We start from the raw sequence: 18,888 nt of genomic DNA, 5'->3' as shown, positions 1-18,888 counted from the left end.
ACAAATGGTTAAAATAATAAGTAGTCAGGCAATGATCTGTTTTATTTTCGTAGCCGTAAAGCATTACCAATAACCGAAGCTGAACTTAGGCTCATTGCGAGCGCTGCAATCATAGGAGAAAGTAACCATCCAGTAAATGGGTATAAAATACCAGCAGCCAAAGGGATACCTAACGCATTATAAAGAAACGCAAACATCAGGTTTTGCTTCATATTCTTAATAGTTGCCTCCGACAAGGTACGGGCTATTTCAATACCGCGTAAATCACCCTTTACCAAAGTAACTTGAGCACTATTCATTGCGACATCTGTTCCTGTCCCCATTGCAATTCCGATGTCAGCCTGCGCTAAAGCCGGGGCATCGTTAATTCCGTCACCAGCCATTGCTACGATTCTTCCTTCTTTTTGTAATTTCTTAACTAATTCTAATTTATCTGCGGGTTTTACTTCTCCATAAACTTCATCGATACCTAAACGGCTACCAACTGATTTCGCTGTTGTTAAGCCATCGCCTGTAGCCATTACGATTCTTAAACCGGAATTTTTTAATGAATGCAAAGCTTCAGGTGTACTTGCTTTGATTGGATCTGAAACAGCTATCAAACCTATCAGTTTCCCATCCACAGCTAAATGCATAACACTTGCACCTTCAGCTCTTAACTTCTCAGCATCATTGATAAATGCATCAACAGATATACCAAGTTGTTCCATTAATGCGGTATTACCTAGAGATAACTGATGTCCATTTAACTCACCCTTAACGCCAATACCAGACCCTGACTCAAAAGATGTCGGTTTCGATAGTGCAAGATCTCTTTCCCGGGCAGCACGTACAATTGCATCGGCTAAAGGATGTTCACTTCCTTGATCCAGACTAGCTGCTAATCGAAGAATCTCGTTATCTTCATATCCAGAAAGAGGGATAATCTTATCAAATGTAGGTTGGCCTTCGGTTAAGGTTCCTGTCTTATCAATAATTAACGTATCAATCTTCCGTAAATTTTCTATAGCTGCAGCATCACGAAAAAGTACACCATTTGATGCACCACGACCGGTTGCCACCATGATTGACATAGGCGTCGCTAATCCTAAAGCACATGGGCAAGCAATAATTAAAACTGCGACAGCATTGATTAGCCCATAAACCCAACTCGGCTCTGGTCCGAATATTCCCCAACCCAAAAATGTAAGTATAGAAATACCAATAACCACCATAACAAACCATCCTGCTACCTGATCTGCCATTCTTTGCATTGGAGCTTTAGAACGTTGAGCTTGCGACACCATTTGTACGATCTGAGAGAGTACAGTTGATGACCCAACCTTTTCTGAACGCATCACTAATGAACCATTCATATTCATAGTTGCGCCAATCACCTGGTCTCCCACACGTTTTGTAACTGGTACAGGTTCTCCAGTTAACATCGACTCATCAATAGAACTTGAACCTTCAGTAACTATTCCATCAACAGGTACCTTTTCACCTGGTCGTACTCTAAGCAAATCTCCAACGTGTACATGGGAAAGAGGAATATCTTCTTCTCTACCATCGTCATTTACTTTTCTGGCAGTTTTCGGCGCCAACCCAAGCAAAGATTTAATCGCGGCCGAAGTTTGCGAGCGAGCTTTTAATTCAAGCACTTGACCTAACAATGTTAGTGAAATGATAGCGTCAGTAGCTTCAAAATATACTGCAACACGCCCCATAGATATAAAAGAGTCAGGGAATACTTGCGGTGCCAAAGTTCCAACGAGACTGTATATAAATGCTGCACCGGTCCCAATCCCAATTAAAGTCCACATATTCGGACTACGATTTAAAATTGATTGCCAACATCTAACAAAAAATGGCCATCCCGCCCAAAAAACTATTGGCAAGGTAAGAAGAAGTTCAATCCAGGTTTGTACTTTAATTTCAAACCAGTTTAATTTATGACCAAACATCGCCAAGGTTATTACGACAACGGTCAAAGGTAACGTGTACCAAAATCTTCTTTTAAAGTCCTTGAGTTCAGGATTTTCATCAGCCTCATCTAAATTTGGAAGTAAAGGCTCTAATGTCATACCGCAAATTGGACAGTTTCCAGGTTGATTCTGTCGAATCTCCGGATGCATGGGACATGTATAAATTGTTGAAGTATTTACATGAGCTGAATTAGTAATTTCATTTGAATCTACTTCAGCTCTATTCATTGATTTTTTAGTTGGAGAAGATTTACCCTCTTCATTAATATAAAACAAAGGATCATTTTCAAACTTTAACTTGCATTTTTCACTGCAAAAGTAAAACGTTTTACTGTCAATTTTTTCATAGAATTTAGAAGCCTGCGTTACGGCCATTCCACAGACAGGGTCAATAAGTCTATTGCTAGTATTCTTATCTTCATGATGATGGTCCATAGAACCTCCTTCATATTAATTCTCAAAACAAAGAGCTCATTAGGATTAAACTAATTTTTCGTTTTCCGGTCATTTAGTGACCATTATTTTCAATAAAGTCAGTGTAACACTTGTGTGTTTTCAATTTTAAAAATGACAAAAATGTAATTTTGGAGTCATCAAGACGTTTCTATCTGTCTTGAATAATAAGCATACGAAGAGTGATGACCAACTCAATCTATTCATGAACGTCAACGGGTCATTACTTAGCTATGTATCAGTTTTAGAAGGATGATGAAATGAAAATTTTCCAAAATAAAGTATCAGTTCTACGCAATGTATTAGTTGGTGCAACTATGGTTGTAGCTGCTTCAAGTGCGTTTGCACATGTAAAACTTGAAAGTGCAACACCTGCTATTAATGCTTCTGTAGCAAGTCAACCCCAAAACATAACTTTAAATTTTGGTGAAGAGGTTATGTTAATGAACGTCAAATTGCTTGATGCCCAACGTAAGGATATCCCATTAAATTATAAAATAACTCATGATATGAAAAAGTCATTTGAAGTGGCCGTACCTAAACTTAAGAAAGGTAAATATACCGTGGTATGGACCACAATGGGTGCAGATGGCCATAACATGAATGGCGAATATAATTTCACGCTTAAAGCAGCAAAATAAAATAAAAACGAAGTTAGTAAACATGCCAGCAATTTGCTGGCATGTCGCTATAACGATGGAGAAAAATATGCTTCCTGAAACTTGGATATACGCAACATGGCTGGCTAAAGTCGTTTTATATTTAGGTATTGCATTTGTTGTTGGTGGTGCTTTCTGTTATTTCTTACTTGGTCGTTATGTAGAAATTAAACAGACTATTCTGAAGTACATAACTATTGGTGCAGGACTGGGTTTAATATCCAGTATTCTTGGCTTCTTCCTTCTCATTGGAAGTTTTGCCAATACAGGTCTTTCTGGCATGTGGGATAGCAACTACATAAACATTTTAATAAATACTCCCACAGGGCACGTTCATATTATTCGATCAATTAGTTTTGCTTTTCTACTTCTATTGATGATCATAAAACTTAGTAAAGGAACTATTCAGGTTTCAAAAATTGAAGGAGTAATATTTCTCATACTTTTAACTCCTATTGTTTTTAGTTTTTCTCAACTTGGTCATGTTACAAATTTACCTTTATTCGCACAATTTTTATTATCAATCCATGTACTTGTAATGTCTTTATGGATGGGATCACTTTATCCTTTATGGAGAACAAGTAAAAAAATTACTGGTCTTCCCTTGAAAGAACGCATGCATCTGTTTGGAAGAATTGCTGCTTTTGTGGTAGGAATATTACTTGCATGTGGTGCCAGTATTGCTCTATTACTCATTAAAGATTTCAATATTCTACTGAATACTCCTTATGGGCATGGATTCATTATTAAAATAATATTTGTTTTAAGTATTTTATTATTGGCTGCCTTTAATAAATGGTATTTTACTCCTCGTTTACAGGATCCAAAATTTGCAAAACAATTGGGTTATGCCATTTTATTTGAAATGTCATTAGGTCTAATGATCCTTTTAATGACAGGATATATTACAACTGTAGTGGGAATTGATTAAATAGGTATATAGTAATTTAAAAAAGTAAAATGAAAAAAATTATCTGATTCTGCTTGATTTCATCATTGGTTCAATCCTTGATATTTTTTCTAACTCCATAAGCTTTACTATTGTAAGTAGAGTGTAGTGTAAGACTGTAGAGTCTCAGATCTTTTAAAATATAGGGGTAAAATTACTTACCCCATAATCTGCCCATGTTTTTATAAATTAATTACATGATTTTCTGTAATTCATGTATAAATAAACTTAAACAAATAATCATAACTTATACAACCATTCTTAGTGCCTGTTCCAGCCCGCGTTGTTTAAGGTTGGCTCCTACCCCAAACCATGCTGAATCTAATCGGTGATCTTTTGAGATCGCACGTCGCTCATGATCAACAAACTCGGTAATACTACAAAGCAGTCCATACGCCGTATCTTTAGCTGAAGCTAACTCGGCACCACGACCATGCCCGTTAAACATGGTCATGACCTTAGACATCGCACGTCCATTTGGCTCAGTTTTATTGTCGGTTTTGGATGAGTTGATTTGTTTAGGCGTAGCTACATTACGGTAGAACTGAATGATACTTTCATCTTGTTCAGCAATATTCAGGTTTGTATTATTGAACACTGCATCGAAGTAAGCTGCTGCTTCCTGCTGGGTGACTTTACGCTGGCTGAGCTGCTTCATTTCATACATGTGCTCGTCCCATGCATGAACCGAAATACCCAATTGCTGTTTAATCTTTTCAGCATCAAACTTGGTACTGTGTGGAACTTTCACCACACCTGCACTACTATTCTGCCCACGTAAGGCAATCGCTAAGGTGTTATTACACACCACACGTACACTTGTAAATTGCGCCGTGGTGGCTAATGTCCCATCACATGCTGTTGCCAGAAGGATATAACCATTACTCACATCCTTTCCTTTCAGTGCTGTTGATTGTCCAGTCGTAGCCAGTGCCCAGAACTTACGACCACCTTTCAATACCCCTGCTGTTTCCAGTTCAAAGCCTGATTGTTCTGTCAGGTCTTTATAGAAGTTTAATATCTCCATCGGTTGCACCTCCTGATAACGCTGACTTACCACTGATAGCGGCGCATGAGTATCTGAACGATAAAGGACTCTCTGATCTTCATACGGCATGATGATGTTTTGTCCACGTTCATTTTTTGTCATATAGCTGACATTGGATGATTCAATTCGCCAATCCATCCCTGCTTGTTGTGCCCATACTTCTAAAGGTTGATTTCTAGTGAGTTGATTGCCCAAACCATGCCAAGGGGTTTGACCTACAAAAGCCATTGTTTCAACTTGATGTGCCATGATGTTTTTCCTATTAAGTGATTTAAATAATTTGATTAAGAGTTTGGGATGAAGTTAAGAAAAGCTTGATTGCTGGATTTCAAAATGTTGCAGACACTGCTCACACTGATAATGCAAGGACACTGTATTGTCTTGATGCTGGACGTAGAGCAGAAACATGCCCCCTACAACTAAACCAACAAAGCCACCGACTAGTGGGTGAATAGGACTACGTTTTGACAATTGCATACAGGCTGCTGCCAGAGACATGGGGGAGAATGATGAAAGTTTTGCAAATACACCTTGATGGCTTTGTTCTGACTGCCGTAGTAATTTCAGATGTCTCGAATGGCAGTAAGGACATTGATGCATAGTCGTCTCCTCTCAATAAAAGGCATAAAAAAAACCACAAGCAAATGCTTGTGGTTTGATTGAGCTTTATGTCGTTTTAGATTAAGTCAAATTAACGAGTTACTTTTGGAGTCGCTAAACCTTTCTTGCTACAAGGTTGGATACTTTCAATATATTGACCATCTCCAGTGTCTTTAAAGAAACCATGTTTTGATTTGATTTCTAAACATTGCCCCTTCTTAAAAGGTTTAACTTGTGGAACGACTTTAGCTGGTATAGCGTAGCTATTTAAAATGACTTCGCCTTTAGTAGTTGGAAATACAACTGACTCTTCGCCGTAATAGACATTGGCTTTAAGTGTAATCTGCTCAGTTTTAGCAAAAGCAATAGAACTGAGTGAAAGACTTAAAATTCCACATGCGATAAGTTTGATTGGGTTCATGGTATTTTCTCTGATTAAGTAAAGTAATAATTAAACGAATGCTACAGACCAGCTTTAATTAGTGACCAAAGCATGGCTGGTATCCTTCGTGAAGGACTTGATTGCTGTTCTTATCCCAACTCACCACATACCAAGTACATTGGTAACGGTCAGAGTCCCATGCAGTACGATAGGTCATGGTATTACCTTGCTGGCTCCATCCTTCAACTCGTTTACTCACCTGATCTGGACTTGAGCGGCCCCATACATTCATGAGATGTGACGCTAACATTTGATCAATATTCGGGATGGTTGACTTTAAATCAGCTGGAGCAGATTTGATTGGCTTTAATCCATAGCGAGAAGCATTGGAACTTAAGGTTTTCCCTTCATGGTACTCACCATCAACTTCTGAACTGAGATTACCTAGACTTGTATCTTGTGCTTTTGCCTGATCAACCGCGGCTATTGCCCCCGCAACAACCTCATCTTCAGCTTGTGAATGAGCAGATTCTGATTCCGGGTTTTCCACCATACTTTCAATTCCAGTGAAACCTGATTCAACGGGTTCCGATGCTGCTTGTGTTGTGGCAGATTGATTTTGTACCTTAGATTGTTCTAAAGCGAGTTGTGCTAACTGAAGTTCAGTTTGTCGTTTTTGATGTTGATTAAATAAAATACCGCCTGCAATTAACACCGCCATCATGACTACAGTTAACAACCAATATAACGGTGGTATCTTTTTAGTTGAGTTAGTGCTGTTCTTTATCATATTCATATCATTACCTTGAAATAGAGGATATACGGCGCTTTAGGGCTGCCTTCATTGGGGTAATATGTAAGTAAAAATTCTTTATTTTCAGTTATTGTCCAAATAGCTCTTTAATAGAGTCCGTGCTTCATTCAGTTGCTGTGCTTGGCTTTCAATGAGCTGACGAACAGACTCTGGAAGGTTCTGATATTTATCTGGATGGAACTCAGCCATCTTTTTCCGGTAAGCAGCTTGAAGGGTTTGCTCACACAATACTTCAGACTGAATTTCAAGAAGTTTGCAGGCCTGTAGTTGTTCCTTAGTCAGATAAGAAACTTTTTTCTGATCTATTTCCTCTGCCAGACATTGATAGATAATTTTGACGAGGTCAGGAAGAACTGCCTTAGAGACATTAGCTACACGGCACAAATGGGTCATGAAAAGATCAGCCTGATTCTGCTCAACCTGACCCAGTGCCATGGCGTAGACCAGTTGTTCGATCATCTCCGTACGAAGTTTATAAGCCAGCACATCTTTCAGTTCTGCAAAGCGATGCAATAATTCTTCATAATCGAAGTTTGGTTTTTGATTCATTAGTTGTTCAACATACTGATGTACTGCTTGATTATTCAATTTAGAAAAAAGACTGGATAGCGCTTCTTTCGACTGAGCATTCCATTGACCCACAGTAAATGTAATAAAATAAGCAAACAGATCAACAATCACCTTCAGTTCTGCATCAATCTGTGGTGGAGCTTGGTAGGTCTCTGTTTGTCCCTGACAGACTTCATTTAGAAATGAAGCCAATGTTCGTACTGTTCCCTTATCCAATTGGTTAAAGGTCAAAGTTTCCATCCGATTCAGTACGATGCCATGATTAATGACGCCAATATCTGCCTCGACATGATGAATACTTTTAAAGAGATAAACCGCTTCATCTCCAAAGCTTTCTTTATAAAAGAGTCCTGTCGCCGTCACACAAAGTCCAGCTTTAGCACTGCCAAATACCGTATCGTCAATTAGCATAAGGATTTCATCTGGATGAATTCCTTGAGGGAGATAACTCATAGCCCCTTGCAATTTTTTATAAGGAATAGCGGGTGCAAAATAAATATTGTCACTCGCTCTTAACATCAACATCCAACGGCTTTTCTGGAGTGATTCTCTCGATATGATTGTCATGGCAACTTCCCCAATTTAGCGACTAAAACAACCAACGTAGAAAATCAGCAGGCCAAACAAGTGCCCGACCCAAAGAATATGAACCAGAATAAATAGGGTACTGCCAAATCAAATACAGCCAATAACCAATCACAATGGTGAAATAAAGGCCAATCAATGGATGTTTCATTGTAAATTCCTCATTTTTTTAGGTAAGCCTATCCAACCCACTGCTCTATGGCAGCAGGTGAGATCAAAAGACAAACTAAGATTTAATGTGAATACGAGCTCTAAAGTTTATGTGCACATTGCTGACCAGACTTAAAAGACACCTCTTCGAAATCCTCTGGCATCCTGACTTGCATCATGCCAATCGCCTCCAGCTTTTCTTCACCATAATGTTCTTCCATCCTGTCGTAGAAGCAGGAACAGAAACTGCGACTTCCTCCCGTATTCCTACAGCTTTGTTTCATACCCTTTTCGAAATCAGAAGAACAACCAGTAACCAACAAAATACTGACACCTACCAAACCCATCAAAATTTTATTTTTCATCATTTTATCCAGTGACGTCGTCATGGAGCTTAGGCTTTTTTAGGCAACACGAAGCCTTGCCATGGTGTAGCTCACATGACATTTTTTTAAGTAAATTTTTAGACGAAAAGATCTAAAGCTTGAGAAACTAGAAGTTCATCAAATCCTATTAAAACTAATCAGGCGTTATAAAAAGAATATGCATAGCCAACTCCTTTATATTGGGAGTTCTGCCAAAGCATTAGAGAATTATGGTGGCAGAACGAGAAAGGGTTGACAGACCGGATTGGATTGACACCAGCACACTCGAAAGTGTCCCTCTCCCGTCCTACCGCAACGGGAGGAGACGAGATGTACCCTCAAAATTATTCCTCAGAAGGAATAACTCTGATGCAACCCAATAAAACGGTCTGTCAAAACCGACTGGCAATGTGGCCAGCAAGCAAAGGATAATGTGCAATATTTAAGGTGTCAATGATCTATCGACTAAGTCGTAAAGTGATTGTTATTGTTTTTCATTAGATTAATTCTTTAAACTAACCATTAGGTAAATTTAAGGATGATTCAGTGTTTCGGTTAAAGTGTCTTGGTGGTCCACTGTATGGACAAGAATATTCTCATGCTCAGGATGAGTTTATTTTTAAAGACAAACAGACAGGAAAGCAGACGCGTTATCGAAAGCAGGCTTTAAACTTCACCCCACCCCAAGAGTTCTTTATAGCAGAGTCAATTTCTACAACCGTAGCCTACAATCTTGCATTGCAATTAATGAAACGCTATTGAGACCTTTTAGTAATACAAAGACATACTATTAACTAACCAATAATGAGTGATTTTCTAGCACTTGATTCAGTCCATAATAAATTTATAATCCAGTAGAATGCTTCACAGTACTACAAGTTTAGTCCAACAATTATAACTCTAAGCTACATTTTGATTTTGACTACTTTTCACCCAAAACATCGCAAGTCGGTACAGAATCATCATAAGTCGGTACATAAATGGAGTGCAGTTTAACACCTAACACCCCTCTACAAATGCTCATAATTCACTCTCAAGTTAAGCTAAATCATTTTTAAATTATAAGTAGTTACGACTTATAATATATGCACTTCTTTTAAAATGAATAAGTGAACTTGATTACATGGCAACTTCAGCTAAAAAAAATGCTAAGGCTAAACAAGAAACCACATCTACGAGTAACATCAAAAAACTTATTGGCTTAATTGACCAACTTGAAGAACATATTATTAAAAGACATAAATTTCCCTATGGTTTGCCATCAGCCTATGCCGAACACTACAAAGCTTATTTACCCGAACAAATGGAACCTATCAGTGAAGAAATGACGGATAATGACCGAAAGTGGTTTTATGAACAGCTTGATCAAGGCTTATTAAAAGAATCGCCAGAACAAAAGGCTCTCCGTCAACAGGCATGGAGATTACCCCCACCATTACTTCGAGGTAAATCGGAAATTTACATCTACATTCCCGAAGAGGACCGACTTGCCCGACACTATAGCGAAATCGCGACTGAAATTCGTAAATTCAAAAACTTGGTATCAACTAAAACCAGAATATTCAAAAAAACAGCACAACAAGCTGAGAAACATTTTGAAGAAGCATTTCGTCTCTACTCCAAACATTATGATTGTTCTTTCTATATCTACACGCTACCAGAAGATATCTATAAACAGATTAGGCAATCTCAATTAGCCCGAAACAGCCATAAAAAATCCCAGAGGGTAAAAAAAACTTACCTCTCACTTGTTCAACGTTTTATTACCAGTAATCAAAAAACTTACTCAAGTATGGATACGGTTCTAGGAGCCATTGAGCAGCAAGCTATCTCAAAAATTCCAGAATACCTCACTCAAGAATACAATGCTGAAATAGAACATTGTTTACGAAAAAAAGAAGAAGCTGAATATTTTCTTTTTGCAGCTCGAAATGATCTATCTACAGCTGAAGTCAAAGAAATTGAAGAATATGGTAAAAAAACTGTAATCATACAAGCTCAGAACCGTGATCAACCCCTAACTTCTTTTGCAGGTCGCCCTATCGAACGTTATAAGGAAATAAGAGTATTTTATCAGAAAAAGATTTCTGCCTTAGAAACTCAAAAAAGTAAAATTAGAACCGACGATCAGAGAATGAAGTTACTGAATAGCGCTAAATCTTGGTTAAAGGAAAGCGAGCCAAGCCTATATGATGCGCTGAACATTTTTATAGAAAAGAAAGGTAGAAAACTTTAGAATTCCCCTCCCACCCCAATAAAAATCCGATCACTCACATAATTTATTTAGAGCCTGTTAGTTCTACACTGACATGCTCTTAAAAAAAATTAATAAATTTTTAAAAGAGTAATAATTACAATGAAATTTCTATATTTTAAAGATTTTAAATACATATATATCAGTAGCTTAAATAAATTCTTCGCAGATTTTTAGAGGGTGCTTAATTTTTTTCTAGAATTTCCCTTATGCAATCAAGCATACAAAACTTGCTACATAAGGAACCAATATGACCAACTCAAACCTAAGCCAGCAACACATCAAATTAATAAGTACATTCAATTGGAAGCTTAGCAATTTACGGGTGTGGGTCACCCGAAGAATAGCTCAACGAAGCCATTTAAATGCTGCATAACGCAGGACATCACAACTTTTAAAAAGTCCTCGTATTACCGTCATTTTTTGGTAGAGCATTCTCGAAGTAAAGTGCAATCGGCTTTTCGGTTTAAATACAATTGTAATAAGTAATATTAGATATATGTAATTAATCTACTAGATACTTATTGTCATAAGCAGTGTGCCTTAGCAAATACTGCTTATAGATTAGATTGATTTAATTGTGTATCCATTTGAGATGAATACACTCCAGATAGATTAGCCAATATCCACTCTACGCCTACCCTAATGGACATTTCTAAACGATGTCCATAGGGAGAGCATTTACCTCATGACGCCTGATACGTAATTAATTATTTGTATGTAGGTATACTATGAAATCTCTGAACAACACAGCTAAACCAATTCTTCCACCTATCGCACAGTTCTCAGTTGCAGATAGAGATGCATTCCTAGAACAGCTCAAGGAAGATTTTTCAACTCATGAGTACATGACAGAAAACGGTAAGATTAAAATATTCAAAACGAGTATAAACCCTGAAGTTGAAAAAATGCTCAGTCGTGTTGAGTTCATCAAGTATTTTGAGAAAGAGCGCCCAATCGCTACTCTTAAATCTGTTCAAAGTTTTAAGGGCAAAGAGCAACTACGTGTTGAATATGCGAAGGATATTCCACTTTTGCTTAAGTGCCAGCTTACAACAATCTTTGTGTCTGCTCACTCTGGCAATTACAAGATGGGCATAGAGTTACAGGCCTTTAAGGATTCATTCTTAGAACTTTCAAAGGAAGAACAATATACCCTTTATGAATTTTCTCTGATCAATCAGTGTTACACATCTGAACAGGCTCAGGCTTATGTTGCAGCTTTAATTAAATTTCAGAAGTTGTTTGCAATAAGAATGAGCAGTGCCTCAATTCGTAAACAACTTTCGAATCGTGCTAGTAATCGACGCCGTTCTAAAGAGCGTTGTGTTGAGCTTGTAGAGACTCTACTCAAGATCCATTCTCGAATCCTTGTTGTTCGAGTAGACCTAGGATTAATACGCGATCCAGCTAAGCTTCAACAGCTTGCTATCTCAACTGATTTTGCTCAGACTGAACATGATAGTGAGTTTATGCAAGAGTCTTTTATTCGGTTCTATGATGCATCTAAGCATAATCAGCTTAAGCAAGCGCTCGGGTATATCCTGCGTATTGAACACACCCCAACCAAGGGATTCCATGGACATCTTTATTACTTCTTCAATGCCAATGACCATCGTGAGGACATCACGTGGGGGCAATATATTGCTGAGAAATGGAGGGTTGCTACAAACAATCTTGGGACTGCTTTTATCTGCAATATGAAGAAAGATGAGTACCGCTATCGTGCCTTAGGCATTTTGGAGTATACCGACCATGAAATGCTTAAGAATCTCAAGGCTACGTTTGACTACATATGCAAAAATGATCAGTACTTCGCCTTTACTAATGGAGAACAAATTCGGAGCTTCCGAACAAGCCAAATACCAAAAGTTCCTGCTACCAAACTTGGCCGTCCACGCAAGTTCGAGCAACTTAACCTACTAGACTCTGATCAGTCAGATGATGCTCAAGTAGGAGGACAGTAACATGACTAAGTACGCATCAGATGCTTTACTTGCAGCTACACATTCGTCATGCAGCATTCAACCTATTTGGGCTTACGATCTGATTGGTTCTGAGAAGTCAGCAAAAGCTCTTGGGAGATCAAAAACTACAAGCATGTTTGCAAAACAAAATTCTCAAAATAGTAATCAGGCATTATCTCTCAGTAAACCTGTTGAGTTGATTAGATCAGCATATCCATTAGTGACAGGCTCCCCTGTCACTAATGGGATGTTATCTGTTCGGCTAAAGCCAGAGAACGAATTGTTTATTCAGTTTATTAAACATATGGGGCCTATGCTTAATGGGGGGATTTACTGCCATGATCAGTATTTTTCTAATCAAATTACGGGCTACCAATATATGCTCAACACTAGGCAGTTTAATGAGGATTTAACAGCTTGGAATACAGAACAAATTCGTGCTGAAGAGTTATTTGATTCGACAATGAAGGTTCTATTCAAAGACTACGCAGGCTTCGAAACACATGAGCTATATTTGCCAATGCTATTTACGCTTTCAGCGAATACTCCAATATATTCAAAACAACAATATTTAGATCAGCAGAAGAAAGAGATGATCGCCATTTTCTTTAATGAAGGTGGTAATAATGAAATTATTGCCGTATTTTCGAAATGGGAACTTACACCCCAAGGACAATTAGCACTCAGACTGGTGTTTTTACTGGAACGCCAGTTCATAGATGATCCTGTTGGTTCTTCTGATGAAAATGCTTTCATTGCTTTACGAGGTAATCTGGAAGGCCTATTTAATTGCAAAGCATATCCTGTATCTATGCCATTAAACGGGTTTATGCAAACTAATCATTTTTTTAAAAGTGATCCAAGGTGCAAAGATCTTATTAAGCTGCTCAAAACGTACCTAGTAGGCAGTGATGCAGTCCTTCGAATTTGGGATACACAGTCCAATTTTGATGTGTTGTATTCCAAGTTTAAAACTAACTAGTTAAAAGGCTATTTCACAATGGGTGCATTCCAGTTAAACACAGCTGATTACCTATTTATGAAATATCGCTCTATGACTGTCGAATTAATGAGTGTAGTACAAGACTATTATCCTCACTTAAGCAAGGCAGAGGCGCTAAGAAAGGCAAATAATCAAGAATTTCCTTTCTCTGTCTTTAAAATAGATTCAAGCAAACGCGCACCATTTCTGGTGCACGTTAAAGACTTGGCTGATATCTTAGATAAGAAGTATTCTGAAGCTGCTAAAGACTTTGCTACGTTTCATCAATGAGGCGTAGCACCTCTTCCAATTGAATTACATTACGTCTTGACTTCACAGAAACATAACGTTGTAAGCTCCCCCAAGAATCATGCAAACTTACTTTCTGAATTTCAGGAATAGTAAAACTTTGTTCTGCAAGCCTCGTACATCCTTCATGCCTCAAATCATGAAAATGTAAATCTTCAATTCCCAATATTTTACATGCTTCACGAAACTCTTTTCCTATGCTTTTTGGGTTCAGAGGCAATAAAAGTTGTTCATCATATCCTAATCGAAGCATACGACTCCGCACTTCATTATCTAATAAAAGTTCAATTATTGTTTTACAAGGTTCCAACACGTCAAAAGACTTGTGATTACCTTTAGAACCGTTCGGATTTTTCAAATCATGAACTTTCCATGATGAATGGTAAGAATCATAATCTTGCAGCCATAAGCGTGTTAACTCTGCTTCACGTCTGCATGAAAAAATTGCGAACCAAATAATTAAATGCATTGGATACTTAGTACCATATTTATTTAATTTCCAACGCTCAGCAAAAAGTTTTGTTAAAGCAATTAACTCTTCATTTGTAGGAAGTCTATCTCTCACTTTGCTAGAGGAGATTTGGCGAGTTTTTCTAAGCTGTGCCGTAGCTTTATCGAAGCTACTTAAATCAACTTCCATGCCCCACATAACAGATGCATGAGATAGAACACCTCTAATATGTAAAAGCTCATGCTGCTGTGTACTTGTTGCAATAGGGTCTAAACCAAGATTCGGCACGCCTCTCCGTCTTAGAGCAACATGCTCAGCCAAATGTATTGAATGTATTTTTGTGATAATATTGCGCGCGATTGGCAACTTCTTAATTAAGAGTAGAGAATAGCGTTTCGTCCTACCGTACTCGCTCCCAACTTCATCCAAATATTTATCTATGGCATCTGACAAAGTTAGATCAATCAGTTGTTCTTTGCCAAGTAAAATGTCTGGATTTTCTTGAATCTCAACTTCTCTTTTTTTAAGCCAGTTTTCTGCCACTTTTTTTGAATGAAATGTTTTGCTTTCAGAATAAGCTGGATAACCTTTTTTGTTGATCCGGATAGCAGCTCGGTAACTAACACTTCCATCTGCACCTTTTCTGGCAGTAATTGACCCCATAAATTTACACCATGAACCATTTTCTCCATTATGGTGTAAATTTTGGTGTAAATGCAAACTGATTAACGCAGCTAAATATGAGTTCCCACAGATTCAAACAGGTTGCAAAACACTGATTAAAGGTATGATTTTTAATGACTATTAATAAAACCATTGAAACTATTAAATCTCCAAGAATCAGTGTAGCCCCAATGATGGACTGGACTACAAAGGACTACCGATTCTTTGCACGCTTATTTAACCCAAATATTGTGCTTTATACAGAAATGGTGACTACGGGTGCGATTCTATTTGGCGATGCAAAACGTCATTTAAACTATAGTGCTCAAGAACACCCGATCGTATTGCAACTTGGCGGATCAAACCCACAAGAGCTTGCAACCTGCACAAAAATGGCCGAAGACTGGGGTTACGATGAAGTCAACCTCAACGTAGGCTGCCCAAGTGACCGCGTACAGAACAATAAAATCGGTGCATGTTTAATGGCAGAGCCAGACTTGGTGGCTGAATGCATTCACCGCATGCAAAAGGCGGTTAATATTCCTGTCACAGTAAAGCACCGTATCGGTATTGATGACATGCAGTCTTACGAAGAAATGCTACATTTCGTAGATACTGTCGCTGCAACAGGTTGTACGTATTTCGTTGTGCATGCCCGTATTGCGATATTGAAAGGCTTGTCTCCAAAAGAAAATCGAGAAGTCCCTCCTTTACGCTACGAAGATGTATACCGCTTAAAGCAAGAACGTCCACATCTGACTATTGAAATTAACGGCGGTATTAAAACGTTTGCCGAAACTCAAGCTCATTTACAGCATGTTGATGGTGTCATGATTGGCCGTGAAGCCTATCACAACCCTTACCTACTTGCTGAGCTTGGCCAACTTTGGAACTTAGAAGCACCAGACCGTTTCGATATTATGGAACAAATGCTGCCTTATATTGAGCAACGTATGGCTGAAGGTGCACCCCTTTCAATCATTACACGTCATATTTTAGGTTTATTTCAAAACTTACCAGGTGCTCGTAAATGGCGTCAGGCGCTAAGTGGCGGAAATGCAAAAACTTTAGCCGATGTTGAAACTGCAATTCAGAACATGCGAGCAGCCATGATTCGCACTGAAGAGTATGTAAAAGAGCAGCAGGTTTAAGTTGGCGACGACTTCTTAAATTGTAAGAAAATGTGGCATTTTAAATCAGAGACTTAGATTTTGAGTATATTCGCAAATGTTGGAACAAAATATTCAAATTTAAGCTCTGATTAGTTATTTATTTACAATGATATCAATAATTTAAATTTCACTATTTTTAACCACCTCTTTTGATAAGTATCTTTTCGCTCCAAGGCAGGCACCTCTGGAAAAAAGATACGTTATTACATAACATAAACAAAACTTTTAAGATACGCCTATTAGTATCTCTGAACGCCACAGGTAGGTGGTGATTTTTTTTAATATGGATATAGGTAGCACGGTAGAGATTTCACGATGATTATTTATGACGGACAAGTAGCTGATAATTACATGTATCAGGATTCAAATCAGGCAGCCATTGTTGTATCGCACAGCGCACCCAGCCTACCTTATCCTTTCACCATAAAACCCAATAATCATCAAACTCAAACTTCAACCAACCCACCGATCGATGTAGAAAAGTTTGTAGAAAAATTAGAAAGCGTTACTTCTAGACGCAGTAAAGCTAGATGCGCACGTAGTATCCGTCTTGCACTCGAATCTGCTGGTGCTAATGTTGAAAACCACCCAATCGCAGCTTCAGATTGGGGCGATACCCTCAAAAAGATTGGCTATAAACAAATTGATCCAGCCTTCGACGAACCTCAAGAAGGTGACATTTACATCATTCACAGAACCCGCAACCACGTTTATGGTCACATTGCAGGATACACTGGAAGTGAATGGGTCTCTGACTTTAAACAAAATAGCTATGACGTCTATAAAGATGACAGCGTAACTTATACCTATTATCGACTAGGGTAATCTACCTAAGAACTAGATGTTCAATTGCTTTAATTGTTTCAAACAACTGATCAAACGAGTGTTTTAAACCCAGCTTGGCTTCTTTTTTGCTTTATTTTCATATTGTAATTATCAAAAATAATGATGGAACTTTATGAAAAGAATACTGCTGAGCTTCTACTTACTGACATCGTTTAGCATGACTTATGCCGCCTCTGATACAAACATTATAGAGGTTTTTAAAAAAGTACCCGAAAAACGGATTTATCAACCTCAATATTTATTAAAACGGACGACTCCTCAAGCTCGAATCCATGTGATACGAAAACAATATTTAAATGGAATACTAGACTGTCCTTCTGTGATTTATCACGACAAGAAGAAAATTCTATCTTTGCACTCATTTGAAGAAGCAATATTTTATCTAGAGCCTGATCGTTATTATATTCGCTATGCGGTTAACAATAGTGGTTGTATCAATTTGGAATTCTACCAGCATAAACGCCCCAAAATGGACATCCTATCTCAGGAACGTCCGTTAGAAGGTGATACCGAATATACATTTTCTATTAGTGAGCACACTGGGTCACAATAATTATTTCAGCAGAAGTTAAACATATTGCCTCTCAAACTTGCAGCAGATGGTAGATCTGCTCAACATAATGCTGAATCAGATCACTCTGGTTTGTTCTATAAGCCAAAACCACTTCAGATAAAAGATTCTTATTTTCTAGAGGAATCAATTTTACATTTTTGGGTAATATTTTCTCAAATTCTTGGGGAACAATGCTAATACCCAAATTTGCAGCAACTAACTGTAATTGGTTTAGCTTACGTGATTGGATCGTCGCTGCTTTAGGCCAGAAGCCAGCCCCTATACACAAGTTTGAGACTAAATAACTCAAACCTCCCCGCTTAGGATGTGGAGTCGAAACAAAATATTCATCTTTTAAATCTTTTATCTGGATACTTTGTGTTTCTTTAAATTTAGGATGATCAATATAAACAGCTGCAAATAATGGCTGTTCATATAGTTTCAAGGTCGTTATTTCTTCAAGGCTATGCAGAACTGGCGGTCTAATCAAACCAATATCAATTTCACCGTTCATTAAAGCTAAGATTTGCTGCTCGGATGACAAGGTATTGATCTCAAAACTCAGCTGCTGCGTTAAGCTAACTTCTTTTAATATTTGTACCTTTTTATGATCCATAACAATGCTACTTGAATGAGCAAATTTAATCTGGCGATTTTTTCCTTCTGCAATATTTTTAGAAAGACCAATAATTTCATTTAAATAGGCCATATTATCTTTTATCTTTTTATAAAAGACTTGACCAGCTGCTGTGAGTTTTGCTCTTTTATCAACTCGATCAAATAACTGAAAATCAATTTCTTCTTCTAATAGTTTAATTTGCCGACTTAAAGCAGACTGAGCAATGAATAGTTTCTCTGAAGCCGCAGTAAAGCTCCCTTCTTCAACAATTTTTATAAAATATTGGAATTGTTTTAATGTGAGCATAATCATCTCAAAATTAGATTATTAGGTCTATTTTATATATTAGATTAGATAGATAGCCTTCGCTAGAATTTTATCAAGACCATTCACTTGATTGAATTATTCATGAAGTATTTAAAAGGGCTCACCATCTTCACCGTTGTTGTTCTAATTTTATGGTGCTTTAAATTTTATGATCAGCAGCTACCCACACAACCCCAGCAAGACAACATAGAGCTGTATGATTAAAT

The 18,888-nt window shown here is 37.8% G+C and carries 21 protein-coding genes; 11 read left to right on the top strand and 10 right to left on the bottom strand.

Annotated elements, in window-relative coordinates:
• Nucleotides 1–41 precede the first annotated feature (41 nt).
• A complete protein-coding gene (locus ACXM0J_RS17100; RefSeq protein ID WP_032007069.1) occupies nucleotides 42–2,399 on the bottom strand; it encodes a heavy metal translocating P-type ATPase in 2,358 nt (785 codons plus the stop codon).
• A gap of 278 nt (nucleotides 2,400–2,677) precedes the next feature.
• On the opposite strand from ACXM0J_RS17100, the gene ACXM0J_RS17095 reads away from it, so the two are divergent.
• Nucleotides 2,678–3,058, top strand: coding sequence for a copper resistance CopC family protein (locus ACXM0J_RS17095; protein WP_000689223.1), 381 nt, complete (start codon nucleotides 2,678–2,680; stop codon nucleotides 3,056–3,058).
• 67 nt (nucleotides 3,059–3,125) lie between these two features.
• Nucleotides 3,126–4,007, top strand: coding sequence for a copper resistance D family protein (locus ACXM0J_RS17090; RefSeq protein ID WP_005079068.1), 882 nt, complete (start codon nucleotides 3,126–3,128; stop codon nucleotides 4,005–4,007).
• A 265-nt stretch (nucleotides 4,008–4,272) separates the two neighbouring features.
• Here ACXM0J_RS17090 and ACXM0J_RS17085 read toward each other — a convergent pair whose 3' ends face one another.
• From ACXM0J_RS17085 to ACXM0J_RS17055, 7 genes are all read right to left on the bottom strand, one after another.
• Nucleotides 4,273–5,322, bottom strand: a complete 1,050-nt coding sequence (locus ACXM0J_RS17085; RefSeq protein WP_000951143.1) for a DUF932 domain-containing protein — start codon at nucleotides 5,320–5,322, stop codon at nucleotides 4,273–4,275.
• Between the two features lie 54 nt (nucleotides 5,323–5,376).
• Nucleotides 5,377–5,673, bottom strand: a complete 297-nt coding sequence (locus tag ACXM0J_RS17080; protein WP_000553831.1) for a hypothetical protein — start codon at nucleotides 5,671–5,673, stop codon at nucleotides 5,377–5,379.
• Between the two features lie 91 nt (nucleotides 5,674–5,764).
• Complete coding sequence (locus ACXM0J_RS17075; RefSeq protein WP_001068164.1) at nucleotides 5,765–6,094, bottom strand: hypothetical protein; 330 nt, start codon at nucleotides 6,092–6,094, stop codon at nucleotides 5,765–5,767.
• Nucleotides 6,095–6,152: 58 nt separating this feature from the next.
• Nucleotides 6,153–6,851, bottom strand: a complete 699-nt coding sequence (locus ACXM0J_RS17070; protein WP_001985473.1) for a hypothetical protein — start codon at nucleotides 6,849–6,851, stop codon at nucleotides 6,153–6,155.
• A gap of 81 nt (nucleotides 6,852–6,932) precedes the next feature.
• Entirely contained in the window at nucleotides 6,933–7,958 is a 1,026-nt protein-coding gene (locus ACXM0J_RS17065) for a J domain-containing protein (RefSeq protein ID WP_032049132.1), read from the bottom strand.
• Nucleotides 7,959–8,028: 70 nt separating this feature from the next.
• Nucleotides 8,029–8,175 (bottom strand): hypothetical protein, encoded by a 147-nt coding sequence (locus tag ACXM0J_RS17060; protein WP_000682545.1) that lies wholly within the window; start codon nucleotides 8,173–8,175, stop codon nucleotides 8,029–8,031.
• A gap of 100 nt (nucleotides 8,176–8,275) precedes the next feature.
• Entirely contained in the window at nucleotides 8,276–8,539 is a 264-nt protein-coding gene (locus tag ACXM0J_RS17055) for a hypothetical protein (protein ID WP_000790976.1), read from the bottom strand.
• Between the two features lie 546 nt (nucleotides 8,540–9,085).
• Between ACXM0J_RS17055 and ACXM0J_RS17050 the strand changes: the two genes are divergently transcribed.
• The 5 genes from ACXM0J_RS17050 (at nucleotide 9,086) to ACXM0J_RS17030 (ending at nucleotide 14,033) form a co-directional block, all read left to right on the top strand.
• Nucleotides 9,086–9,301 (top strand): hypothetical protein, encoded by a 216-nt coding sequence (locus tag ACXM0J_RS17050; RefSeq protein ID WP_000489165.1) that lies wholly within the window; start codon nucleotides 9,086–9,088, stop codon nucleotides 9,299–9,301.
• Nucleotides 9,302–9,662: 361 nt separating this feature from the next.
• Nucleotides 9,663–10,775, top strand: coding sequence for a hypothetical protein (locus tag ACXM0J_RS17045; RefSeq protein ID WP_032005556.1), 1,113 nt, complete (start codon nucleotides 9,663–9,665; stop codon nucleotides 10,773–10,775).
• A gap of 749 nt (nucleotides 10,776–11,524) precedes the next feature.
• On the top strand, nucleotides 11,525–12,760 hold the full coding sequence (locus tag ACXM0J_RS17040) for a YagK/YfjJ domain-containing protein (protein WP_032005558.1): 1,236 nt from the start codon (nucleotides 11,525–11,527) through the stop codon (nucleotides 12,758–12,760).
• A gap of 1 nt (nucleotide 12,761) precedes the next feature.
• On the top strand, nucleotides 12,762–13,742 hold the full coding sequence (locus ACXM0J_RS17035) for a hypothetical protein (protein WP_005079078.1): 981 nt from the start codon (nucleotides 12,762–12,764) through the stop codon (nucleotides 13,740–13,742).
• 18 nt (nucleotides 13,743–13,760) lie between these two features.
• Nucleotides 13,761–14,033: a pyocin activator PrtN family protein gene (locus tag ACXM0J_RS17030; protein ID WP_004738135.1), complete on the top strand. Its 273-nt coding sequence runs from the start codon at nucleotides 13,761–13,763 to the stop codon at nucleotides 14,031–14,033.
• On the opposite strand, the gene ACXM0J_RS17025 is transcribed toward ACXM0J_RS17030, so the two are convergent.
• The gene (locus tag ACXM0J_RS17025) at nucleotides 14,017–15,165 is read right to left on the bottom strand and encodes a tyrosine-type recombinase/integrase (protein ID WP_004738134.1); all 1,149 of its coding nucleotides are present in this window, start codon (nucleotides 15,163–15,165) and stop codon (nucleotides 14,017–14,019) included. The genes ACXM0J_RS17030 and ACXM0J_RS17025 overlap by 17 nt on opposite strands.
• A 134-nt stretch (nucleotides 15,166–15,299) precedes the next feature.
• On the opposite strand from ACXM0J_RS17025, the gene dusA reads away from it, so the two are divergent.
• The 3 genes from dusA (at nucleotide 15,300) to ACXM0J_RS17010 (ending at nucleotide 17,736) form a co-directional block, all read left to right on the top strand.
• Nucleotides 15,300–16,316 carry a tRNA dihydrouridine(20/20a) synthase DusA gene (dusA, locus tag ACXM0J_RS17020; RefSeq protein WP_410374421.1) on the top strand — a complete coding sequence of 339 codons (1,017 nt, stop codon included), beginning with the start codon at nucleotides 15,300–15,302 and terminating at the stop codon, nucleotides 16,314–16,316.
• 336 nt (nucleotides 16,317–16,652) lie between these two features.
• A complete protein-coding gene (locus ACXM0J_RS17015; RefSeq protein WP_086265013.1) occupies nucleotides 16,653–17,162 on the top strand; it encodes a hypothetical protein in 510 nt (169 codons plus the stop codon).
• Between the two features lie 178 nt (nucleotides 17,163–17,340).
• Nucleotides 17,341–17,736: a hypothetical protein gene (locus ACXM0J_RS17010; RefSeq protein WP_086265081.1), complete on the top strand. Its 396-nt coding sequence runs from the start codon at nucleotides 17,341–17,343 to the stop codon at nucleotides 17,734–17,736.
• Between the two features lie 31 nt (nucleotides 17,737–17,767).
• On the opposite strand, the gene ACXM0J_RS17005 is transcribed toward ACXM0J_RS17010, so the two are convergent.
• Complete coding sequence (locus ACXM0J_RS17005) at nucleotides 17,768–18,667, bottom strand: LysR family transcriptional regulator (RefSeq protein WP_086265014.1); 900 nt, start codon at nucleotides 18,665–18,667, stop codon at nucleotides 17,768–17,770.
• Nucleotides 18,668–18,763: 96 nt separating this feature from the next.
• On the opposite strand from ACXM0J_RS17005, the gene ACXM0J_RS17000 reads away from it, so the two are divergent.
• Nucleotides 18,764–18,886, top strand: a complete 123-nt coding sequence (locus tag ACXM0J_RS17000; RefSeq protein WP_086265015.1) for a hypothetical protein — start codon at nucleotides 18,764–18,766, stop codon at nucleotides 18,884–18,886.
• The last annotated feature ends 2 nt before the right edge of the window (nucleotides 18,887–18,888 follow it).

This window comes from Acinetobacter sp. GRABPA_MV_2 (assembly GCF_056725885.1).
The sequence above is the reverse complement of the archived record's forward strand: the minus strand, read 5'-3'. Positions and strand labels throughout refer to the sequence as shown.

Excerpts from the sequence above, each read along its gene's own strand:
- ACXM0J_RS17030 (WP_004738135.1), top strand. The coding sequence starts at position 13,761 with ATGGGTGCATTCCAGTTAAACACAGCTGATTACCTATTTATGAAATAT.
- ACXM0J_RS17010 (WP_086265081.1), top strand. The coding sequence starts at position 17,341 with ATGACTTATGCCGCCTCTGATACAAACATTATAGAGGTTTTTAAAAAA.
- dusA (WP_410374421.1), top strand. The coding sequence starts at position 15,300 with ATGACTATTAATAAAACCATTGAAACTATTAAATCTCCAAGAATCAGT.
- ACXM0J_RS17065 (WP_032049132.1), bottom strand. The coding sequence starts at position 7,958 with ATGTTAAGAGCGAGTGACAATATTTATTTTGCACCCGCTATTCCTTAT.
- ACXM0J_RS17005 (WP_086265014.1), bottom strand. The coding sequence starts at position 18,667 with ATGATTATGCTCACATTAAAACAATTCCAATATTTTATAAAAATTGTT.
- ACXM0J_RS17035 (WP_005079078.1), top strand. The coding sequence starts at position 12,762 with ATGACTAAGTACGCATCAGATGCTTTACTTGCAGCTACACATTCGTCA.
- ACXM0J_RS17055 (WP_000790976.1), bottom strand. The coding sequence starts at position 8,539 with ATGAAAAATAAAATTTTGATGGGTTTGGTAGGTGTCAGTATTTTGTTG.
- ACXM0J_RS17060 (WP_000682545.1), bottom strand. The coding sequence starts at position 8,175 with ATGAAACATCCATTGATTGGCCTTTATTTCACCATTGTGATTGGTTAT.
- ACXM0J_RS17015 (WP_086265013.1), top strand. The coding sequence starts at position 16,653 with ATGATTATTTATGACGGACAAGTAGCTGATAATTACATGTATCAGGAT.
- ACXM0J_RS17025 (WP_004738134.1), bottom strand. The coding sequence starts at position 15,165 with ATGGGGTCAATTACTGCCAGAAAAGGTGCAGATGGAAGTGTTAGTTAC.
- ACXM0J_RS17080 (WP_000553831.1), bottom strand. The coding sequence starts at position 5,673 with ATGCATCAATGTCCTTACTGCCATTCGAGACATCTGAAATTACTACGG.
- ACXM0J_RS17100 (WP_032007069.1), bottom strand. The coding sequence starts at position 2,399 with ATGGACCATCATCATGAAGATAAGAATACTAGCAATAGACTTATTGAC.
- ACXM0J_RS17090 (WP_005079068.1), top strand. The coding sequence starts at position 3,126 with ATGCTTCCTGAAACTTGGATATACGCAACATGGCTGGCTAAAGTCGTT.
- ACXM0J_RS17075 (WP_001068164.1), bottom strand. The coding sequence starts at position 6,094 with ATGAACCCAATCAAACTTATCGCATGTGGAATTTTAAGTCTTTCACTC.
- ACXM0J_RS17070 (WP_001985473.1), bottom strand. The coding sequence starts at position 6,851 with ATGAATATGATAAAGAACAGCACTAACTCAACTAAAAAGATACCACCG.
- ACXM0J_RS17095 (WP_000689223.1), top strand. The coding sequence starts at position 2,678 with ATGAAAATTTTCCAAAATAAAGTATCAGTTCTACGCAATGTATTAGTT.
- ACXM0J_RS17040 (WP_032005558.1), top strand. The coding sequence starts at position 11,525 with ATGAAATCTCTGAACAACACAGCTAAACCAATTCTTCCACCTATCGCA.
- ACXM0J_RS17045 (WP_032005556.1), top strand. The coding sequence starts at position 9,663 with ATGGCAACTTCAGCTAAAAAAAATGCTAAGGCTAAACAAGAAACCACA.
- ACXM0J_RS17085 (WP_000951143.1), bottom strand. The coding sequence starts at position 5,322 with ATGGCACATCAAGTTGAAACAATGGCTTTTGTAGGTCAAACCCCTTGG.
- ACXM0J_RS17000 (WP_086265015.1), top strand. The coding sequence starts at position 18,764 with ATGAAGTATTTAAAAGGGCTCACCATCTTCACCGTTGTTGTTCTAATT.